General features: G+C 43.3%; 15 protein-coding genes and 1 pseudogene. 2 read left to right on the plus strand and 14 right to left on the minus strand.

Annotated elements, in window-relative coordinates; all coding sequences use genetic code 11:
* Window positions 1-3: 3 nt before the first annotated feature.
* The 3 genes from prmC to ychF form a co-directional block, all read right to left on the minus strand.
* On the minus strand, window positions 4-1,032 hold the full coding sequence (gene prmC / locus MFF31_RS06985; RefSeq protein WP_248565416.1) for a peptide chain release factor N(5)-glutamine methyltransferase: 1,029 nt from the start codon (window positions 1,030-1,032) through the stop codon (window positions 4-6).
* Between the two features lie 145 nt (window positions 1,033-1,177).
* Window positions 1,178-2,257 (minus strand): peptide chain release factor 1, encoded by a 1,080-nt coding sequence (prfA, locus tag MFF31_RS06990; RefSeq protein ID WP_238187340.1) that lies wholly within the window; start codon window positions 2,255-2,257, stop codon window positions 1,178-1,180.
* A gap of 248 nt (window positions 2,258-2,505) precedes the next feature.
* Complete coding sequence (gene ychF / locus MFF31_RS06995; RefSeq protein WP_238187341.1) at window positions 2,506-3,606, minus strand: redox-regulated ATPase YchF; 1,101 nt, start codon at window positions 3,604-3,606, stop codon at window positions 2,506-2,508.
* Between the two features lie 188 nt (window positions 3,607-3,794).
* Between ychF and MFF31_RS07000 the strand changes: the two genes are divergently transcribed.
* Window positions 3,795-3,938 carry a hypothetical protein gene (locus tag MFF31_RS07000; protein ID WP_238187342.1) on the plus strand — a complete coding sequence of 48 codons (144 nt, stop codon included), beginning with the start codon at window positions 3,795-3,797 and terminating at the stop codon, window positions 3,936-3,938.
* Between the two features lie 125 nt (window positions 3,939-4,063).
* Here the strand turns inward: MFF31_RS07000 and MFF31_RS07005 are convergent, their stop codons facing one another.
* The 6 genes from MFF31_RS07005 to MFF31_RS07030 all read right to left on the minus strand — a co-directional run bounded on the left by MFF31_RS07005 (window position 4,064) and on the right by MFF31_RS07030 (window position 10,923).
* Window positions 4,064-4,942 carry a carbohydrate ABC transporter permease gene (locus MFF31_RS07005; RefSeq protein WP_238187343.1) on the minus strand — a complete coding sequence of 293 codons (879 nt, stop codon included), beginning with the start codon at window positions 4,940-4,942 and terminating at the stop codon, window positions 4,064-4,066.
* 23 nt (window positions 4,943-4,965) lie between these two features.
* Window positions 4,966-5,700: a carbohydrate ABC transporter permease gene (locus tag MFF31_RS07010; RefSeq protein ID WP_248565417.1), complete on the minus strand. Its 735-nt coding sequence runs from the start codon at window positions 5,698-5,700 to the stop codon at window positions 4,966-4,968.
* Between the two features lie 250 nt (window positions 5,701-5,950).
* Window positions 5,951-7,309: an ABC transporter substrate-binding protein gene (locus MFF31_RS07015; RefSeq protein WP_238187345.1), complete on the minus strand. Its 1,359-nt coding sequence runs from the start codon at window positions 7,307-7,309 to the stop codon at window positions 5,951-5,953.
* 212 nt (window positions 7,310-7,521) lie between these two features.
* Entirely contained in the window at window positions 7,522-9,927 is a 2,406-nt protein-coding gene (locus tag MFF31_RS07020; protein WP_238187346.1) for an S-layer homology domain-containing protein, read from the minus strand.
* A 197-nt stretch (window positions 9,928-10,124) separates the two neighbouring features.
* Window positions 10,125-10,436 carry a thioredoxin gene (gene trxA, locus MFF31_RS07025; RefSeq protein ID WP_375541304.1) on the minus strand — a complete coding sequence of 104 codons (312 nt, stop codon included), beginning with the start codon at window positions 10,434-10,436 and terminating at the stop codon, window positions 10,125-10,127.
* Window positions 10,437-10,503: 67 nt separating this feature from the next.
* The gene (locus MFF31_RS07030) at window positions 10,504-10,923 is read right to left on the minus strand and encodes an RrF2 family transcriptional regulator (protein WP_238187348.1); all 420 of its coding nucleotides are present in this window, start codon (window positions 10,921-10,923) and stop codon (window positions 10,504-10,506) included.
* A gap of 478 nt (window positions 10,924-11,401) precedes the next feature.
* On the opposite strand from MFF31_RS07030, the gene MFF31_RS07035 reads away from it, so the two are divergent.
* Window positions 11,402-14,482, plus strand: a complete 3,081-nt coding sequence (locus MFF31_RS07035) for an FAD-dependent oxidoreductase (RefSeq protein ID WP_238187349.1) — start codon at window positions 11,402-11,404, stop codon at window positions 14,480-14,482.
* Between the two features lie 147 nt (window positions 14,483-14,629).
* On the opposite strand, the gene hisC is transcribed toward MFF31_RS07035, so the two are convergent.
* The 5 genes and pseudogenes from hisC to MFF31_RS07060 form a co-directional block, all read right to left on the minus strand.
* Entirely contained in the window at window positions 14,630-15,700 is a 1,071-nt protein-coding gene (gene hisC / locus MFF31_RS07040; protein WP_238187350.1) for a histidinol-phosphate transaminase, read from the minus strand.
* Window positions 15,693-16,151, minus strand: coding sequence for a VanZ family protein (locus tag MFF31_RS07045; protein WP_238187351.1), 459 nt, complete (start codon window positions 16,149-16,151; stop codon window positions 15,693-15,695). Before MFF31_RS07045 ends, hisC begins: the two co-directional genes overlap by 8 nt.
* 36 nt (window positions 16,152-16,187) lie before the next feature.
* The gene (locus MFF31_RS07050; RefSeq protein WP_238188516.1) at window positions 16,188-16,700 is read right to left on the minus strand and encodes a GNAT family N-acetyltransferase; all 513 of its coding nucleotides are present in this window, start codon (window positions 16,698-16,700) and stop codon (window positions 16,188-16,190) included.
* Between the two features lie 156 nt (window positions 16,701-16,856).
* A pseudogene (gene mobA / locus MFF31_RS07055) lies at window positions 16,857-17,309 on the minus strand (molybdenum cofactor guanylyltransferase); the annotation flags it as partial.
* A gap of 74 nt (window positions 17,310-17,383) precedes the next feature.
* Window positions 17,384-19,057: a glutamine--tRNA ligase/YqeY domain fusion protein gene (locus MFF31_RS07060; RefSeq protein WP_238187352.1), complete on the minus strand. Its 1,674-nt coding sequence runs from the start codon at window positions 19,055-19,057 to the stop codon at window positions 17,384-17,386.
* Window positions 19,058-19,254: the final 197 nt, after the last annotated feature.

Raw genomic sequence — 19,254 nt, forward strand, 5'->3', positions numbered from 1 at the left:
ATCTCACTGTTCAATCGTTCTCACTGCAAGGATGTGGCGATCTATACCGTTGTAATCAGTAATGATACGAATATCATCCCATGCGCCTGCCTGCCGCATAAGTTCAGCAACGATACGAGGCTGACCTATGCCGAGCTCGAAAGCGACGATGCGAGGCATAGAAGGGAGCAGCGGAAGCTGCTCTAACATGCGGCGGTACGGGTCAAGTCCGTCCGCCCCGCCAGCAAGCGCGAGATGCGGTTCATAATCGCGCACTTCGCGCTGCAGCTCTAGCATATCCGCCGCCGGTATATACGGCGGATTGGATACTAGCACATCAACGGGCGTACCGCCGTCGATGGCAGATCCACCGCGCCCTGAAGCTATGAAGGGCGCGAGCAGATCGCCCTGCGCGAAGCGAATTCGGGCCGCCACCCCTTGGCGGGCCGCATTCGCGCGGGCGACTTCAAGCGCGTCCGGCGATAGATCGGACGCGCACACGCATAAGCGTGGACGCTGCGCTGCAAGCGTCACGGCGATCGCGCCGCTGCCAGTCCCGACATCTACTATCGTCGGGACGACAGTACTCCCGTGCTCCGCATTCGCTCCCTGCATCGACGCATCTGCGCTTCCCCCCGCTGCCGGCCATAGCCGATCAACAGCGGCGAGCACCTCCTCGACAAGTAGCTCCGTCTCGGGGCGCGGGATAAGAACAGCCGGCGACACAAGGAATGGCCGGCCATAAAACCATTGCTCGCCGATCATATATTGAATCGGCTCACCAAGCGCCTTGCGCCGCACCAGTTCTTGCCACTCCTCTCCCTTATCTTCAGGGAAGAGGTCGTTCCAAGCCATCAGCAGCGCCGCTCGGTCGATGTCCAGCACATGCATGAGCAGAAGCTCCGCATTGCTGCTAGATTCCTCCACCGACTGCGCCTCCAGCCAGTCGGCAGCTCTTTTGCGCGCCTCTCTCAACGTTAGCGGCATTTGAAACCATGACTCTTGCTCGTCGTTCTGCTTCATCACCACTAAAATCTCACCATCCTTGTCCATTGCCGAGCGAATGAAAAGAGCCGGCTTGCCATTACGTTTCTATAGAAGCAAACGCGCGGCAATCCGGCATCCCCAAAACAACAGTTGCGACAAAAGGTTGTCACATCCGGTTCTTACTTATTTAACTCCTCAATGGTGAGTAATCTTACGAATTACCCATCATCTCACGATCCATCAAGTCAGCTTGTTCCGCTATAGTAAGCGACGAAACAATTTCCGCGATGTCTCCGTTCATAACAGAATCAAGCTTATGAAGCGTTAAGTTAATACGATGATCCGTTACACGACTTTGCGGGAAATTATACGTACGAATACGCTCACTGCGATCACCCGTACCGACTTTACTCTTCCGCTCGCCAGCATATTTAGCCTCTTCTTCTTGACGGCGAATATCTGAGATACGTGCACGAAGTACTTGCAAAGCTTTTGCTTTATTTTCATTCTGTGACTTGCCGTCCTGACACGTTGCCATAATACCAGTTGGTACATGAAGCACCCGTACAGCGGACTTTGTTGTATTAACCGATTGACCGCCTGCACCACTGGAGCAGAATGTATCGATCCGAATATCTTTATCCAAAATCTCGACTTCAACGTCTTCAACCTCTGGCATAACGGCAACTGTTGATGTTGACGTATGAATACGTCCACCAGATTCAGTTACTGGGATACGCTGAACACGGTGAGCTCCGCTCTCGTATTTCAGTTTGCTGTATGCACCTTTTCCATTTACCATGAAAATAACCTCTTTGAACCCGCCAACATCATTTTCGCTGAAGTCCATCAGCTCTACACGCCAGCCTTGCGAATCTGCAAACTTCGTGTACATGCGGTATAACTCATAAGCGAACAACGCCGCTTCGTCACCGCCAGCTGCTCCACGGATCTCAACGATAACGTTTTTATTATCGTTTGGATCTTTCGGAAGCAATAAGACACGAATTTTCTCGTCAAGCTCGCTCTTGCGCGTAGATAGCTCATCTATTTCCATCTTCACCATTTCGCGCATTTCATCATCAAGCTTCTCAGCTTGCATGAGCTTAGCGTCATCCAATTGCTCGGACACTTGTTTATATTCCGTATAAGCATCAAATGAGTCTTGTAAATCCGACTGTTCCTTAGATAGCTCTCTAAGCCTTTTTGGATCACTGGACACGTCCGGATCGCATAATAGCTCACTTAGCTTTTCGTACCGGTCGGCGAGTGCTTGTAATCGATCAAACACTAATATTCACCTCTGTTTTATTCCTTTAGGATATTCAATAGTATATCACAACGTGAACTTTGTATCGATATGTGCTTTTTAACAGATAGAGATAAAGTTATCCACAAATTCATCCACAGGCTGTGCACATCTTGTCCACAACATGCTAATAAAGCGGATTTATCATCCATTTTTACTCCAAAAAAAGGAGCGTTATAGAGCTCATCCACAACATGGGGATCACTCCAAACGCTCCTTATACAAAACATCTATACGTTGAATCGGAAATGCATAACGTCGCCGTCACGCACAACATATTCTTTACCCTCTAGACGAAGCTGACCTTTTTCACGAACAGCTGCCATTGAACCACCAGCCGCTAGATCATTAAAGGATACTACTTCTGCACGAATAAATCCGCGTTCGAAATCAGTGTGAATAACACCTGCCGCTTGAGGAGCTTTTGTACCTTGACGAATCGTCCACGCACGAACCTCTTGTACACCAGCAGTAAAGTAGGTGTAAAGACCAAGCAGCTTGTATGCGGAATTGATCAAACGGTTCAATCCGGACTCAGTCATACCTAGCTCTTGCAAGAACATTTCTTTGTCTTCGCCTTCAAGCTCAGCAATTTCGGATTCCACTTTTGCACTAATTGGAACAACTTCAGCGCCTTGCTCAGCAGCGAATTTACGAACTAGCTGTACGTACTCGTTGCCGTCTGAGTTTGCAACTTCTGCTTCACTCACGTTTGTAGCATACAAAACAGGCTTCATTGTAAGAAGATGAAGGTCACGGACTAGCAGCTTCTCATCATCCGTTAGATCCATGCTTCGAACAGGCATATCATTGTATAGAGATTCCTTTATACGCTCAAGCAATTCGACTTCTTGGGCAACCTTTTTGTCTCCGCCCTTAAGGTTTTTGCGGGAACGCTCAATTTTCTTCTCAACCGAATCTGCATCAGCGAGAATCAACTCAAGATTAATTGTCGTAATGTCGCTAATTGGATCTACTTTACCCGATACATGCGTAATGTTCTCATCTTGGAAACAGCGAACAACGTGAACAATCGCATCAACTTCACGGATGTGGGCTAGAAACTTGTTGCCAAGTCCTTCGCCTTTACTTGCTCCTGCAACAAGACCAGCAATATCAACAAATTCAAATGCTGTTGGAACGATGCTTTTTGGTACAACCAGTTCAACAAGCTTATTAAGGCGCTCATCCGGAACTTCAACAACACCTACGTTTGGATCAATTGTACAGAATGGATAGTTAGCAGATTCCGCACCCGCTTGCGTAATAGCATTAAACAATGTGGACTTACCAACGTTCGGCAATCCTACGATACCAGCCTTCAAAGCCATGTATGAGACACTCCTTATTTTCCGATAGTAAACAACTCTCGTCATTATACCCTAGCCGCATAGACAATGAAAGTACTATGCTCAATCGCCTCTCCGGGAATTACATCCTTCTGCTTCTCAATATGCCATAAGTAGAATGCTCTTACGGGCTCTGGAAATACTACTTAGACCAGGGGGTGATTTCGCAGATGGAAAATAAGTCTCATAAGGGCAATTACAAGGGCACAACAAACATGAAAGCTAAAAATCAGGATATGGCATTCGTCAACGATAATGTTGAAGATGCCAAATCTGTAACTAACTTCTCAACAAACAACAAAAAAACGGACTAGCTCCCATTACTCTACTCAGCTATAAACCGCTACAGCCACGCTTAATCGGCTTACACCGATTAAAACGTGGCTGTAGAGTTAAATAAGTAGAAATAAAGTTTAGGCAAGTGAAGCAAGGGCTGCAATTAACCCTTAACTGCACCTTCCGTCAAGCCTTTTTCAATAAACTTCTGTACAAACAAGTACACAATTAAAACAGGTACGACGGTTAATGATATCGCAGCTGCCATTAATCCGTAATCTGTACCGTACTGGGAGCTTATTTCGCTCAGTAGGGACACGATTGGACGCACACTATCTTTACTTACGAAGATAAGTGCTGAGAACAAGTCATTGTACGACCATAGGAATACAAAGATACTCGCTGATGCAAACGCAGGTCTAGATACCGGGAACAATATTTTCACAAACAATGTCCAACGGTTACAACCGTCAATAAACGCTGCTTCTTCAAGCTCTTTAGGTATAGTCGACATATAGCCGGCCAATACCAATATAGCAAAAGTTAAGTTACCAGCAGTTTGCGGGAAGATCAATCCAATATGCTTATTAGCAAACTTCCATTCGATCAACAGTTCATAAACCGGTACAACTGTAGCGAACGTAGGGATAAGCAATGTCGCATATAGAATTGAATAAATTACTTTTCTTCCTTTGAAGTTGAAACGAGAAAGCACATAAGCTGCTAATCCGCCAAGCAAGAGCACAAGAAACACAACGCTGCCTGACATGATCAAACTATTCGCATATCCTCTTCCGATATTAATACGATCGAAAGCATTCGTATAGTTCGTAAATATAGGCTCTAATGCCACTTTGAATGAATTGTTCATAACGGATTGAGAACCCTTAAACGAGTTATTTACAATCCAGAACAGGGCATAGATCGTCGTCAAGGACCATGAGAATAACACAGTATACATAAGAATAGTGCTAATCTTAATTTTGCTGAAAATATTCTGTGATGGTTGGACTTGACGCTCTCCTTTAACAAGTTGTTGCATATACGTACACCCCTAATACCAGCTTAGTATGTGATTTCTTCCTTTTTCAGAAGGCGATTAGCAAGAACAGCCAATATAACGCCAAACACTACGATGTACAACGCAATGGTTGAACCATAGCCGAAGTTCTGATCCACAATAGCTTTTTTAAACATATACGTTCCAAGTACTTCCGTATCATTCTGGCCTCTCGTCAATACGTATACAAACTCAAACACTTTAAGTGTACCCGTAATAGCTAGAGTGATAACAACTTTAATGTCGCTCATAATGAGTGGAATTGTAAGTAAGAACGTTTTTTTAACGCCTGTAATACCTTCGAGCTTCGCTGCTTCATAGAAGTCTGAAGGAATCTTAGACATTGCAGTCAAAAATAGTACAAAATAGAATCCAACATAGTGCCAAACAGTAGGAATGGCTACTGCCTTCAGTGCCATACTTTCACTCAACCAATAAATCTTCTCAAGACCAAGATTACCTATTAGGCTGTTTAGCAAACCAAATTCGTAGTTGTATAACAAAACGAACAATAATGAAATTGCTGTACCCGATATAACGACCGGGAAGAAGAATACCATTCGGAAAAAGCCTTTACCCCATTTAATGTTGTCTACAAGAACCGCAAGGAACAATGCAATACCAACTTGAAATACGACGACAAAAAACATAATTTCAAGTGTATTAAGCGTAGCAGCGCCAAGCTTTTCATCCGAAAACAATCTTACATAGTTATCGAATCCAACAAACTTTTTACTCAAGAATCCTTTGGTTCGATAGAAGCTGAGGTACAAGCTTTTTAAGAACGGATAATACAAGAAAATGGACATAAATGCTGCCGCCGGCAGTAAAAACATCAAGATATACTTACGATCACCCTTCATCATTATCACCTTTGATGTTTATTTTCAATGATATGCATTTGAAATGATGACGCCGCCCTAACGATTTAAGGGGCGGCGTCCATCACTCCTGTTATGCATAATGAATTATGCGTTTGGAATTAGATTATTATTGGTTCTCAAGTTCAACTTTTTCTGCTTTTTTCAGAGCGTCAGCTGCCGAAACTTTGCCAGATGCTACATCTTTAAAGTTAGCACGAAGCTCAGAGAACGTTTCAGGAGAAACTTTGCTGTCAACTGGACTAGTTACAGAATCAGCTGTTTCCATCATTGCAAGACCGTCTTTTTGAGCTTGTTTCAAGCCGTCAATTTCCAAGCCAGCAACTGCTGGGATACCGCCGTTAGCTGTTGCAATTGTTTTAACGGATTCAGCAGTTGTCAAATGTTTAAGCAATGCTACTGCTGCATCTTTTTTAGCTGCATCTTCAAAAGTCGATTGAGCCAAGTAGAAACCAGTTCCGAAACCACCAACTAGGTTTTTACCAGTTCCTGCACCACCAGGGATTGCAGGGAAAGGAAGTACAGTTGTGTTGTCTTGAACTGTAGCATCTTTAGTTTCTGTGTTTACAAAGCCGCCAACAGCCCAGCTACCTTCAAGGATCATAGCTGCTTTACCTTGTGAGTAGTAGTTGCTCGCCATACCAAGATCGATTGTACCTGCATCTGTAGGGAATGCGCCAAGATCAGCAAGTTCCTTCACAGCTGCAAAACCTTTTTCCCAGTTAGGATCGATGCCGTTAGCCAAACCTTTAGCTTGACCTTCAGGACCAGCAGCACTTAGTACAAAGTGCTCAATTAGGTAGTGAGATTGGTCAAATGGACCGGACAAAGGAATGATTCCTTTAGCTTTGAATGCTGCTACTGCAGTTTTCAATTTCTCCCAGTCAGTTGGAAGTTCTAGGTTATTCTCAGCAAATAGTTGTTTGTTGACGAATAGACCTTCGTAGAAACCAGTCAAAGGAAGAGCGTACGTTTTGCCGTCAGAGTGCTTAGTGAAACCAAGCGCTGCTGGCATAAAGCCGTTTTTCCACTCTGGATCAGCTGCAAGGATATCATCCAAAGCAGCTACTTTGCCGGAGCTAATAATTTCGTTAGCGTCAGAACCAACGAAGTAGAACAACAAGTCTGGCTCATTGCCAGATGTCATATCAGTGTTAACTTTAGTTCTGAAGCTGTCATCGTTTGCAGACATTGTATCATTTTCGATTGTTACATGAGGATGAGTTTTTGTGAATGCATCAAGAGTAGCTTGGAATGCCTCACGAGCTGCGTCAGTACCGCCAAAAGTCGAGAATACGCGAAGTTTAACGTTTTCAGGAGCTTTTGATTCTTCTGGAGCTTTTGATGCTTCAGAACTTGGTGATGGTGATGGAGAAGCTGCAGGTTTGTTGCCGCCGTTGCCGCAAGCAGCAAGGAACATCGACATTACAAGTATCAAGCTTAGAAAAGTAAATGCAGATTTCTTCACTTTGTAAATCCCCCTTAAAATTTTTATAATTGCGCATGACCGCATGACCCTGTCCTGATATCATGCTACACTCAAAATGTTATGGCATGAGCATAGGCTGCGTCAACGGCTTTAGGCCTTTTTCGGGGGGATATTCCTCTAATTTCAGGGGGTATATTCCTATCACATTGAGGGGTAATTTTCTCTGAAATTAGGGATAAATTTCTAATCCCCTACATTCGTAATGGCGCCTCCTGTAACTCGGACCGTTTCTGCAAGTAACGGAGAAATGCTACAGATGCTTCTGCGCGTGTAATTTGCTTTTTCGGAAGAAACTTACCATCGGATAAACTCATAATTTTGAGCCCTACAACGATGGATGACTGGCCTTTATTTTCAATTTGTGCGGAATCTTTGAAATTTGCTTTAAAGATATGATCGTAGTCAGCAAGCGTATTGTATCCGAGCGCCCTTACAATTAGCTCCGACAACTCATCCCTTGTTACTTTCCCTTCAGGATTGAACTTACCATCACCCAAATCTATAAGGTTTTGTTCCAATGCACTTTCGATGTACGCGAAGTATGAGGAATCAGCAGCTACATCGCTAAAAGAAGAATTAAGCTTTGCAAAAGCCCTTCCTGAAAGTTGCTCATAGCCATAATGACTGCCGCCAGCTCTTGCTAATACAAGCATCTTTATAATTTCGCCGCGTGTAATACCTTGATTAGGAAGAACGTTGCCATGTTCAAGATCCAATGCTCGATACGCTACCATTAATTGAAGTGATTGCTCCGCCCAGTGGCCAGCAATATCCTTTGCCGCAGGTATTGCTAGTTGGGTAACTTCTCCCGTTTCTCCATTTCGCCAAATACCTGTCATAGCATCAAGAAATACTGCTTCATTTCTAGGCTTAGCAATTAATTGATATACAAGTTTTATCTCAGATTTATTAACAAAGTCCGCTTCCGTTGCTTCACCGGTTGCCATGAGTGTTTCGTACATCTCTTTTGAAGCAGGTTTACCCTTCCACTCATATTGACTCATCACACGATATGTTAGCTCTGTGTCATAGAATGACATCCATTGCTTAATCGCTGCTTCCTTATCAATCGTTACAGGCTTTGTCTCTGGGAAAATGTGACCCGATACCGATGCATCGGAATGTCTTACTTCCCCGCTTGTAGCATTAATGGACATTTTAATATAATTAAAATCCACGGTTGCTCCATGAACCTTATGCAAAAACCCTATTCCATATTCCTTTGATTCATTTTGATTTACTTTTTCATCATTTTCCTTGTCCGGTTTGATTAAATATAGCTCTCCAGTAAGCCATGGCAACTGCTTCTTCACAATTCCAATTGCTTTCTCCACCGCTTTGTCTACACTAATCGGATTTCCCACTGGTACGTCTTCACTATTATTATAGTATTGGTAGAAATTTTGAATCACACCCGTTGAACCGTTGACACTCGCTGCTATACTCCCAAAGTCCTTGCCATCCTTTTTTACAACCCAGTCTAATAACCAATAGGAAGTTAACTTTCCTGTTGTTTCGTCGCGGTGCTCATTAAAGCTTGAGCCATTAAAATGTTTATTCGTGGGGAGGGACATTACCTCTTCAACAATTTTGCGAGCTTGCGCTTCAGTTATTTTAGTTTCCTTCGGCTCTGCCCCCAGAGGTTTCTCTGTAAGTGGCTTATCTGATACCTTCACACCATAACCGTACATCGGGTCAGTCAACTTCTCACCCGTTACAGCTTCAATAACAAATGGACTTAAATCGTAACTTAATTCTAATTTCTTATCTTGTGTGTTGTGTGGAACGATATATCTCAGCTCCGGTGACGCAATTTCAGCTATCTTCCGCTTAGCCTCATCTAATGTTAACTTACCGCTTACTACAGGAAATTTAATTGTATCATCCCAAATGAGTTCGAAGTTCAATACATGACCTTCACTATTCACTTCAAATTGAATGTAATTATCTAAGTATGGGATTCCATTTACAACCCGGTCATAGCGAAGCCGATGCCTCACCTCACCACTCAGAGGCGGAAGTATCTCAGCACCCACTTTTTCGTTATATTGAACGCTCCCTCTATATTCTTTCGCAACTTCATCAATGAAAGCTATTGCTATTTTCTGTGCCTCTGTCCGATCTACCTTGAGTGGGTAGGATGGCTTTGCATTAGCGTTATCTGTATAAGAATAATAACGAAGCAGCTGGCCTGTAGAAGCGTTCATTGTTACAGAAATACTTCCAGCATGCTTGTTATTAACCACTTTTACGAATTCCATTCCCCATGTATTCTGAACACCATCAACTAGTCTATATGATCCGTAACTTGCGCTTCGGAGCACATATTCCTTCGGAATACTAACGTATTGCCTAAACAATCGTTCTGCATCTTCTTTGGGAATATCTTCTTTGCTGACCTCTTGCTTTGCTTCCTCACCCTCTTTAGTAAGTGGGCTAGACGGTGAACTTGAGGCAGTTGGCTCTGCCTTTAAATTGCTGCGAATCTCCTGATGTGATTTGTTCGAATCATCAGCTGAAACCGACACAGATAATGCACTCGACAACATAGCGATTGCCAGTAGAAGTGCTAATTTGTTTGGCTTTATTTTACCCACTTCAGCACACTCCTCAAAAAATGGTAATATATTCACTTTTTAGACGAGTGTAGCAATTGTTTGGTTGCGGCATCAAGCGGTAAGAAATAAATATACTTGCCCATATCGTTACACGCAAAAAAACCGTAGAATCTGTCTGCTAAAGCAGCAGCACATTCTACGGTTCGTTACCTTGCGGCGCAAGCGCCGCTTGATCATTAAATTTGGTTCGAAATTTTTGCTTTAAGAGCATCTTTTGATTGTAGACCAACCATTTTGTCTACTGGTTGACCGTCTTTGAACAAGATCAATGTAGGAATGCTCATTACGCCGAATTGCGAAGCAAGTTCAGGCTCTTCATCCACATTGATTTTTGCAATTGTTGCTTGACCTGCAAGCTCAGTTGATAGCTCTTCCACGATTGGAAGTTGCATTTTGCAAGGTCCGCACCATGGTGCCCAGAAATCAACCAAGGATACGCCGTTCTCAATGCTTTGTGCAAAGTTTTCTTTCGTCAATGCTACTGCCATCATAAATCATCCTTTCGAATCCAATGTGTATGATATAGGGATACCCCGTCTCACCGCTGACTAATCATCACTCACAAGCGTGAATTTGCTTCAGTACATCTTGAATCGTTATTCCGCTCAGATGCTCCTCGAGTTTCTTCTCCGCTGTGCAAAAAATACCAGACATGACTTGGTTCATATTCGACCCAACTAAACAATCCATGCTTGGGTTGCCAGAGCACCAACTTGGAATAAGTGAGCCCTGTGCCATGACGCGATAAATGTCAGCAAGCGTAACAGATTCAGGATCGATAGTTAATCGATAACCACCACCTGATCCTTCTCGTGTCTCCACGAAGCTGCTGCGGCGTAAACCACTCATCACTTTTCGAACCCGTGCTGAATGTGTACCAACATTGTCGGCAATCATGTCGCTGCTCGCCATTTTCTCAGGCAAATAAGCTAAATATACGAGACTGTGTACGGCAATCGTAAATTCACTATTCACTGTAAGCGGGCCTCCCTGCGTTATACTGTAATATTATCAGTTACAGTTAATATTGTCAAGTATCGGGAAGGTTCATCGCCACTTAGGTTATGGAGCTGGGCAGGCTCTTATGCGTCGACATTACCCACCATCTTATTCATTAGAAAGACACGCAATAACTCGTCCAAACTGATAACCCGATTGATAGGTTATTATAACTAGTAAACAAATTAGAATAGATAGAAACAGGAAACCAAGCAAAGGTTCTTTTCGCATGAACTCTCTTGCATTAGAAACTAATTTTCTCAGCGCCACTGAGCGTAGTTTCCTTTCATCGTTCCGGCATCACTATTAATCCCTTAGCCTTTTTCTTACAAATGAAGTGATTTTATTACATTTTTATACATCTTATGACTCTCTCATTTCTTGCAAACCCTTATCAGTAATGTTACCATTTATACCAAATCTATTCCAATATCGTTAGTAGAAAGGTTGGATTATGAAAACTCATTCCATAACTAAGAAGGATCATATCCCAGAACTTCAGCTCGTTCGTGCGATTGCGATTATCGGTGTACTAACTGTTCATGCGAGTGCCGCTGCAACCGTATACATGAAGGAATCGGCGTACTTTTTCTTTTATAATTTTTTGAATATCTTTATGCGGTTTGGAACGCCCACTTTCATTCTATTAAGCAGTTTTGTTTTATTTTACAGCTACTATACTCGTCCGTTGGACAGCAAGTTGATCGCAAACTTTTACAAAAAGAGACTTCTATATATTGTAATCCCTTATATTTTGTTCTCTATTATATATTTTTTATATTTAAAGGTATCTAACAACTTACCAGCCTTCACAGCTGAAGCGTTACAGCAATTTCTGACTAGGCTCATAAACGGTGAAGTTTATTCCCATCTCTATTTCGTATTTATAAGCATTCAATTCTATCTTTTGTTTCCTATTATTTTATGGATATCAAAACGTTGGCCGAAAATCACCTATTGGTTCATCCCGATCGGCTTCGTCCTCCAGTGGATATTCGTAATATCCAATCTGCACTATGAATGGGAACTTAACAAAGGAAGCTGGTCACTCACCTACTTATCCTTCTTCTTCACAGGTGCGTTTCTCGGTATCTATTTCCCAAAAATAAGAGGTTGGCTTGCCATGACACGGGAAAATGCATCCCTTACTCGTGGTATGTTCTGGGTCTTTCTTATTGCAGGCTGGCTCGCACTTGCAGTTGCGAATGTAACTGTTTATTTCAACGCTCGCGTGTACAACAAGCTGTATGACCCTCTTCTTTATGAGTTTTTGTGGAACTTTCAAACCTTTTTCTCAGCACTGGTAGCTATCGGAGCAGCTTTCTTTATTTACCGACATCTGCCTTCCATGTTATCTCGGTTTCTATATCGACTAGGTCAATTATCATTCGGCATTTACTTGGTCCATCTGTTATTTTTACTTATTTACGAAAAAAACATGCCTAGCTTCGGAACGGCTTGGCTTGAGCATTTAACCTACTTTGGCAGTTGGGTCGTTATGTTAGGTGCTTCATGGGTAACGGTCGCACTTTTCTCGCGATTCATTCCATTTGCATGGATACTGTTCGGTAATGTGCCGAAACAGGGGCTTTCTAAGGAACAACTACCTAAATCAACAACATCTGCTAAGTCCAAAATCATACTATCTGCTAGTGCAGTGCTCCTTATCATCTTCGCTGGTATTGCTGGCGTTTACCTTCGTTCTGAGGACACAGTAAATACAAGCAACAGACAGGAGTTGCTTGCGGTAGAGTCTGCTGCTGAGGTGAAAAGTCAGTACGATGTTATCGTCGCTGGAACTGATCCTGAAGGCGTAACTGCAGCTATATCAGCAGCTCGCAACGGGCTTAACGTTCTACTCGTAGACGGCAGAAATCGTGAAATCTTGGGTGGGTTAATGACTGTAGCTGGCCTCAATTCACTTGATCTCAATTACTCGCCTAAAAAATCATTGATACCTGGCAAACATAACTTTTTGAATAAAGGAATATTCCAACAATGGTACGATCAAATTGAAGGCACTTCCTTTGATACAAACTCAGCAGCAAATGCTTTCTATCGTATGGTCGAAGCGGAGCCGCGTATTGACCTATTAATGAAAGTACAATCGATGGAGCCTCTTGTAGTAGCTGGAAACGATGGTCATGTTACAGTAACTGGCTTGCGTATTGTTAAACAAGATGGAGCAGCTATTGAGGTAACATCCCCTTCCCTCATCGATGCTACACAAGACGGGGACATTGCAGCTATTGCTGGTGCTCCTTACACACTTGGAAGAGAGGATATCGGTGATGCAGATGCACAAATGGCTGTTACACTCGTATTCGCGATGAAAGGTGTTACGCAAGCTGTATGGGAATCTTTTGACGATGCCGGTTTAGCCGGTTTTGACACAATGAGTGCGTGGGGCTTTTCAGATGCTAAAAACTATGAATCTAGTAATCCAGATCGTGTGAAGATGCGTGGACTTAACATCGGTCGGCAAAATGATGACACTATGCTCATCAACGCGATGCATATTTTCAACGTCGATCCACTTGATCCCGCTAGTTTAGCGGAAGCCCTTGAGATCGGACGTGCAGAAGCGCCTCGTATTGTAGATTATTTAACGAGTACTTTCAAAGAATTTAAAGATTTAGAGTTTGATTATACGTTTGATGAATTGTATGTAAGAGAATCAAGGCATTTCACAGGGGAATACCGCCTGACAATGGCTGATTTAATGGATAACCGCGACTTCTGGGACGCCATTGCATACGGTTCTTACGATGTAGATATTCAGGCTGCAAGCAAAACGGACACCGGGTATGTGTTATATGATCCTAGGCAGTATGGTGTTCCATTCCGCACACTTGTCCCACTTAAAGTGGATGGCTTGCTCGTCGTCGGGAGAGCCTCCAGCTTCGACTCTCTGCCACACGGGAGTGCAAGGGTAATGCCGTTAGGCATGGCAACAGCAGAAGCAGCAGGTGTTGCCGCTAAGTTTACAACAGACAATGGAATAACCTTTAGAGAGCTTTCCAAGTCGAAAGAGCTGATCAGCAAGCTTCGAGAGCACCTTACTGAACAAGGTATGGATCTGAAGATGAATACTTTCGCAACACCTTATTATAAAGAGCATAAGTCTTACAAGGGCCTTGTTGCTGCAACAAGCATGTTGATCACTAGTGGTGGCGATGAAAATAAGTTGTTCGATTTGGATGGAAAGTCCAATATGCAACGTGTTGTCTACAGTATGAATCGAGTGGCGAAGCAACATAAAGCATTTTTCAAGGGTGATCCTAGTGTAGCTATCGCTGATATTGCAAACCCTGGAGAACAGCAGCTGTCAGTAGATCAAGCGGTTAAAACAATTGCCCATACCATTAGCAATACCGAGGCCGAATCTCTTACCCGTGAAGAAATGATAACTCGTGGCTGGATAACAGCGGAAACTTTAGCTGCTATTACAGATCAAGCGGCTATTACAAATGGGGAATTTTTTATGATTATTCGTGATCTAATTGAGTACTACGTTGGTGTTGTTTACGAATAAATAAGGATTAGTCGATAAGTAAAATTCATAGTCATCAGCAAGCTTAAACAGAAAAAGGGTGCGAACTAGTCAGCTACACTGACCGAATCGCACCCTTTTTGTTCTAACAAATTACAAGTTTATTACTTAATGACTACTTAAAAAGTGTTATTTCGTCAGCTCACAAATAACTTCTTTTAATGCAGCGATGAATACGTCCATTTCTTCATCCGTGCCAATGCTAACACGCAAATAGTTATCGATTCGAGGCGAAGCAAAATAACGTACGAGCACACCCTTCTCACGCAGCAGAAGGAACATCTCCTTGGCAGCTAGAGTTTGATGCGTAATGAACACAAAATTAGCTTTAGAGTCCGTAACCTTAAATCCTAATTCGAGCAGTTGATCAGTTACTCGATCTCTCGTACGAATTACCTTCTCGGTAATCGCTTGGAAATGCTCTTCATCCTGAAGCGCAGCTACAGCACCCGGTAGCGCAAGTCTGTCCATTGTATAGGAATTGAAGGAGTTTTTGATGCGATCTAGTCCCTGAATTAGTTCCTCGGAGCCAAACGCAAAGCCCACACGAAGACCCGCAAGTGACCTCGACTTGGATAATGTCTGAACGACAAGCAAGTTCGGATATTGGTCGATTAGCTTCACAGCGGATTCACCGCCGAAGTCAATATAAGCTTCGTCGATAATAACAACCCGCTCCTGATTGCGCTCCAACAAAGTCACAATATCACTAAGAGGCAATAACTTAGCTGTAGGTGCATTGGGATTCGGAATAATGATACCGCCATGATCGCCTTCGAATTGATGGAGTGGAATATTAAAATCTTCATCAAGTGGAATTAATTTCGGCCGCAGACTATACATTTGGGCATATACTTTATAGAAGCTGTAAGTGATATCTGCGAATAAGACGGGCTTCGCCGGGTCGAAGAAAGCAGCGAAAGCAAACGCCAATATTTCATCAGAGCCATTCCCTACGAATGTTTGTTTAGGTGATAAGCCATAGTAGCGAGCAGCTTCTTGTACAAGGGTATCACAGGTAGGATCGGGATAAAGTCGCAGATCACTATTTGCAGCCTCAGCGATTGCCGTGAGCACTTTTGATGATGGCGGGTACGGATTCTCGTTTGTATTTAATTTGATATACGATTTGTCTTTAGGCTGATCCCCTGGTACATACGGTACTAGTGATGCGGTTAGCGGACTCCAATACTTACTCATTGCTCGATCTTCCCCTCTTCATAAACCGCTTGATTAATAAAAGTCCTAACCATGCGCCGGTCGTATTTAGAATGATATCGTCAACATCAAAACTGCCTACTTTAAAAAGCATTTGTGATACCTCTACTATAGCGATTAGAAAAATGCACGATACGATCATAGAAAAACTGCGTTTAAACTTTCTATTAAGCAGAGGTAGAAACATGCCTATCGGAATAAATAGGATCAAATTACCGAACAAGTTTTTGAACCAGATATCGAAATTGAAATGGTCACGGTGCTCGATATAGCGCCAAATCGTATCAAACGGAACAAAATTATAGGCGTATCCGTCCAAAAAGTCGCGATCCCGAAGGAATAGAAGATTAAACATAATAAGCCCGTACAGTATTGCTAATATCGAAACCATCACATTAAAGCCGAGATGTTTGCTATACGCTTTTCGAAACATGTTAACCTCTATCACCTCACCTTCCGACTACCGATTCTAGCAACTTACTCGTTTGCCTGAAATTACGAGATCACGTTCCTCGCCGTCTAGTACAGCCACTTTGGGCAATAACCCCCATTGCTCAAAGCCGAACTTATGGAGCAAAGCGAGACTCGGTTCGTTATGACCAAATACAAAACCTAACAATGTCGTTAGCCCAAGCCTTGGACACTCCGCAATGGCTCTCTCGATAAGCAGAGAACCAAGTCCTTGTGAACGATACTTTTCTGCGATATAGATACTAATTTCAGCTGTTGCCAGATAAGCAGGTCTGCCGTAGAACGATTGGAAGCTCAGCCATGCTCCAATCTCCCCATCCTCCATGCGAACAACCCAGATAGGATGTTTCTCAGAGGAATGAGCGTCGAACCAAGCACGCTTGCTCTCAACCGTTACTGGATCTACATCAGCAGTAACCATTCGACTAGCGATGGTAGAGTTATAAATCTCAACGATATGTACTAGATCAGACGGCAAAGCATCAAAAATTTCAAAGGACTGATTGTTCATAATCGCACCTCTCCGCTTACTCGCTATATAATTACGGTAATCTTCGGGCGTATTTAAGTTTAGTAATAAATAGCCCGCTTCTACCCGATCCTGCATCAAACTCTTCGAATTTAATTCGTCGAGTAGTGACATGACTCTGAAGTGCTTCCGCTTAAGTGCAAGCTCAACTTGTCTAGCTACCCTCGTATGATAGAATGCATGGAAGGGCTGGCCCTTCAAATGAATAACGTCCGCTCCGCTGACTTGCTCCCTTACAAGCTGATCAATCAGCTTTCCAGAGATGTCGGGCATGTCACAAGCGATGACAAACGTATAGCCATCTGGCATAGCTGACAATCCTGCGTGTAGACCAGCAAGCGGTCCGCTTCCCGGGTAGTTGTCGACAACAAATTGCAGTTGTTCCGACAGCACTCCTAATTGAGCGCAATATTGCTTCATTCGCTCCTCTGTACCCGCTGCAACCGTGACAGATATCGACAGATCAAGTAGTCGCTTTGCAAGTCGGGTAAGTAAAGATTCGCCCTCAATAGGAAGCAACGCCTTATCTCTTCCCATACGACTACTCAATCCACCCGCAATAATCAAGCTATGGAACGTCTTCTCATACATTTGATCACCCCATCTTCTAACAAAAGAACAGCCCGCCAAGCGGAAAGCTTGACAGGCTGCTGCCGAAGCTATTATTAAGCTTTGGAAGGGTCAAAGGAACTCTTTAAAGAAACGATACGGTTAAATACAAATTTCTCCGCTGCCGAATCCTTCGGATCAACATTGAAGTAGCCGTGACGGAAAAATTGGAACTTGTCTCCACCAACCGCATCTTTCATATTAGGCTCCACAAAGCCTTGCTCTACTTGTAATGAACTAGGATTAATACGATCCAAGAAGGACTTATCTTCTTCTTTGGACTCATCCAATAAAAGTGGCTCGAATAAACGGAAGTCTGCAGGGATCGCTTGTGACGCTTCAACCCAGTGGATCGTTCCTTTTACTTTGCGTTCATTAAAGCCGCTGCCGCTTTTTGTCTTCGGATCGTACGTACAATGAAGGGCAATAACTTCACCGTTCTCATCCTTGATCACTTCTTGGCAAGTAATGAAATAAGCATGCTTCAGTCTTACTTCATTGCCAGGGAACAAGCGGAAATACTTATTCGGCGGGTTCTCCATGAAATCGTCGCTTTCAATGTAGATCTCACGTGAGAACGGAATTTGACGCGTGCCCATTTCCTCGTTCTCTGCATTGTTTTCTGCATCAAGAAGCTCCGTTTGTCCTTCAGGGTAGTTCGTAATGATCACTTTAAGCGGACGCAGTACTGCCATTGTACGAAGTGCTTTCATCTTCAAGTCTTCGCGGATAAAATGTTCTAAGTTGCGCTCGTCAACCAAGCTGTTACTCTTCGATACACCTATCTCACGACAGAATGTGCGAATCGCTTCCGCTGTAAATCCACGACGGCGCATTCCACTAATAGTTGGCATACGAGGATCGTCCCAGCCATCAACAACACCCTCGTCAACCAATTGCTTTAAGTAACGTTTACTCATAATCGTATTCGTCACATTAAGACGAGCAAATTCATATTGGCGAGGTACAGCAGCCATCTCACATTCAGCGATTGCCCAGTCATAGAGTGGACGATGATCCTCAAACTCCAGCGTACAGATTGAGTGCGTAATACCTTCTATTGCATCGCTGATTGGATGTGCGTAGTCATACATCGGATAGATACACCAGTCATCACCTGTACGATGATGATGTGTATGCGAAATTCGATAGAGGATAGGATCACGCAAAGTAATATTAGGTGAAGCCATATCGATCTTCGCACGTAGAACACGTTCTCCGTCTGGGAACTCTCCAGCACGCATACGCGCGAATAGATCAAGATTCTCTTCAACGCTGCGATCACGATATGGGCTCTCTTTGCCCGGTTGCGTCAAAGTTCCTCTCATCTCTCTGGTCTGCTCAGCACTCAAATCACATACATAGGCTTTGCCTTTTTTAATGAGAAGAACAGCACGATCATACAGCTCTTCGAAATAATCAGAAGCGAAATGAAGTCCATCCCACTCAAAGCCAAGCCAGCGAATGTCGTCTTGAATCGCGTCTACGAATTCAGTGTCCTCTTTAGCAGGATTCGTATCATCGAAACGTAGATTTGTTTTGCCACTAAACTCCTTCGCAAGTTCAAAGTTCAGACAGATCGATTTAGCATGACCGATATGCAAGTATCCATTAGGCTCCGGCGGGAACCTCGTAATAAGTTGCTGCGTACGGCCGCTCTTCAAATCTTCTACGACAATATTTTTAATAAAGTTTGAGGATGATGCCTTATTCTCTGTTGCGTTCTCCATCGCGACCAACCTTTCCCACGAGAAAATATTTATCCCTATATAATACACAATAATCAATGAAAATACACTCGGAAAGGGAGTATCTGTCTTAATGAAATACGGATATTCGCTTATTCACCGTGTATTTCTAAAAATGCTATCTCCGAAAAAGTTGCATTTTTCATTATTAAAATCTTCTCACATTCAACACGAAGCAA

It is taken from the genome of Paenibacillus sp. L3-i20 (genome assembly GCF_022180385.2).
Classification (GTDB): domain Bacteria; phylum Bacillota; class Bacilli; order Paenibacillales; family Paenibacillaceae; genus Pristimantibacillus.

Bases quoted from the DNA above. Each gene is read 5' to 3' on its own strand.
- MFF31_RS07060 (WP_238187352.1), bottom strand. From the start codon at position 19,057: ATGGAGAACGCAACAGAGAATAAGGCATCATCCTCAAACTTTATTAAA.
- trxA (WP_375541304.1), bottom strand. From the start codon at position 10,436: ATGGCAGTAGCATTGACGAAAGAAAACTTTGCACAAAGCATTGAGAAC.
- ychF (WP_238187341.1), bottom strand. From the start codon at position 3,606: ATGGCTTTGAAGGCTGGTATCGTAGGATTGCCGAACGTTGGTAAGTCC.
- MFF31_RS07050 (WP_238188516.1), bottom strand. From the start codon at position 16,700: ATGAACAATCAGTCCTTTGAAATTTTTGATGCTTTGCCGTCTGATCTA.
- prmC (WP_248565416.1), bottom strand. From the start codon at position 1,032: ATGGACAAGGATGGTGAGATTTTAGTGGTGATGAAGCAGAACGACGAG.
- hisC (WP_238187350.1), bottom strand. From the start codon at position 15,700: ATGAGTAAGTATTGGAGTCCGCTAACCGCATCACTAGTACCGTATGTA.
- MFF31_RS07045 (WP_238187351.1), bottom strand. From the start codon at position 16,151: ATGTTTCGAAAAGCGTATAGCAAACATCTCGGCTTTAATGTGATGGTT.
- MFF31_RS07000 (WP_238187342.1), top strand. From the start codon at position 3,795: ATGGAAAATAAGTCTCATAAGGGCAATTACAAGGGCACAACAAACATG.
- MFF31_RS07005 (WP_238187343.1), bottom strand. From the start codon at position 4,942: ATGCAACAACTTGTTAAAGGAGAGCGTCAAGTCCAACCATCACAGAAT.
- MFF31_RS07035 (WP_238187349.1), top strand. From the start codon at position 11,402: ATGAAAACTCATTCCATAACTAAGAAGGATCATATCCCAGAACTTCAG.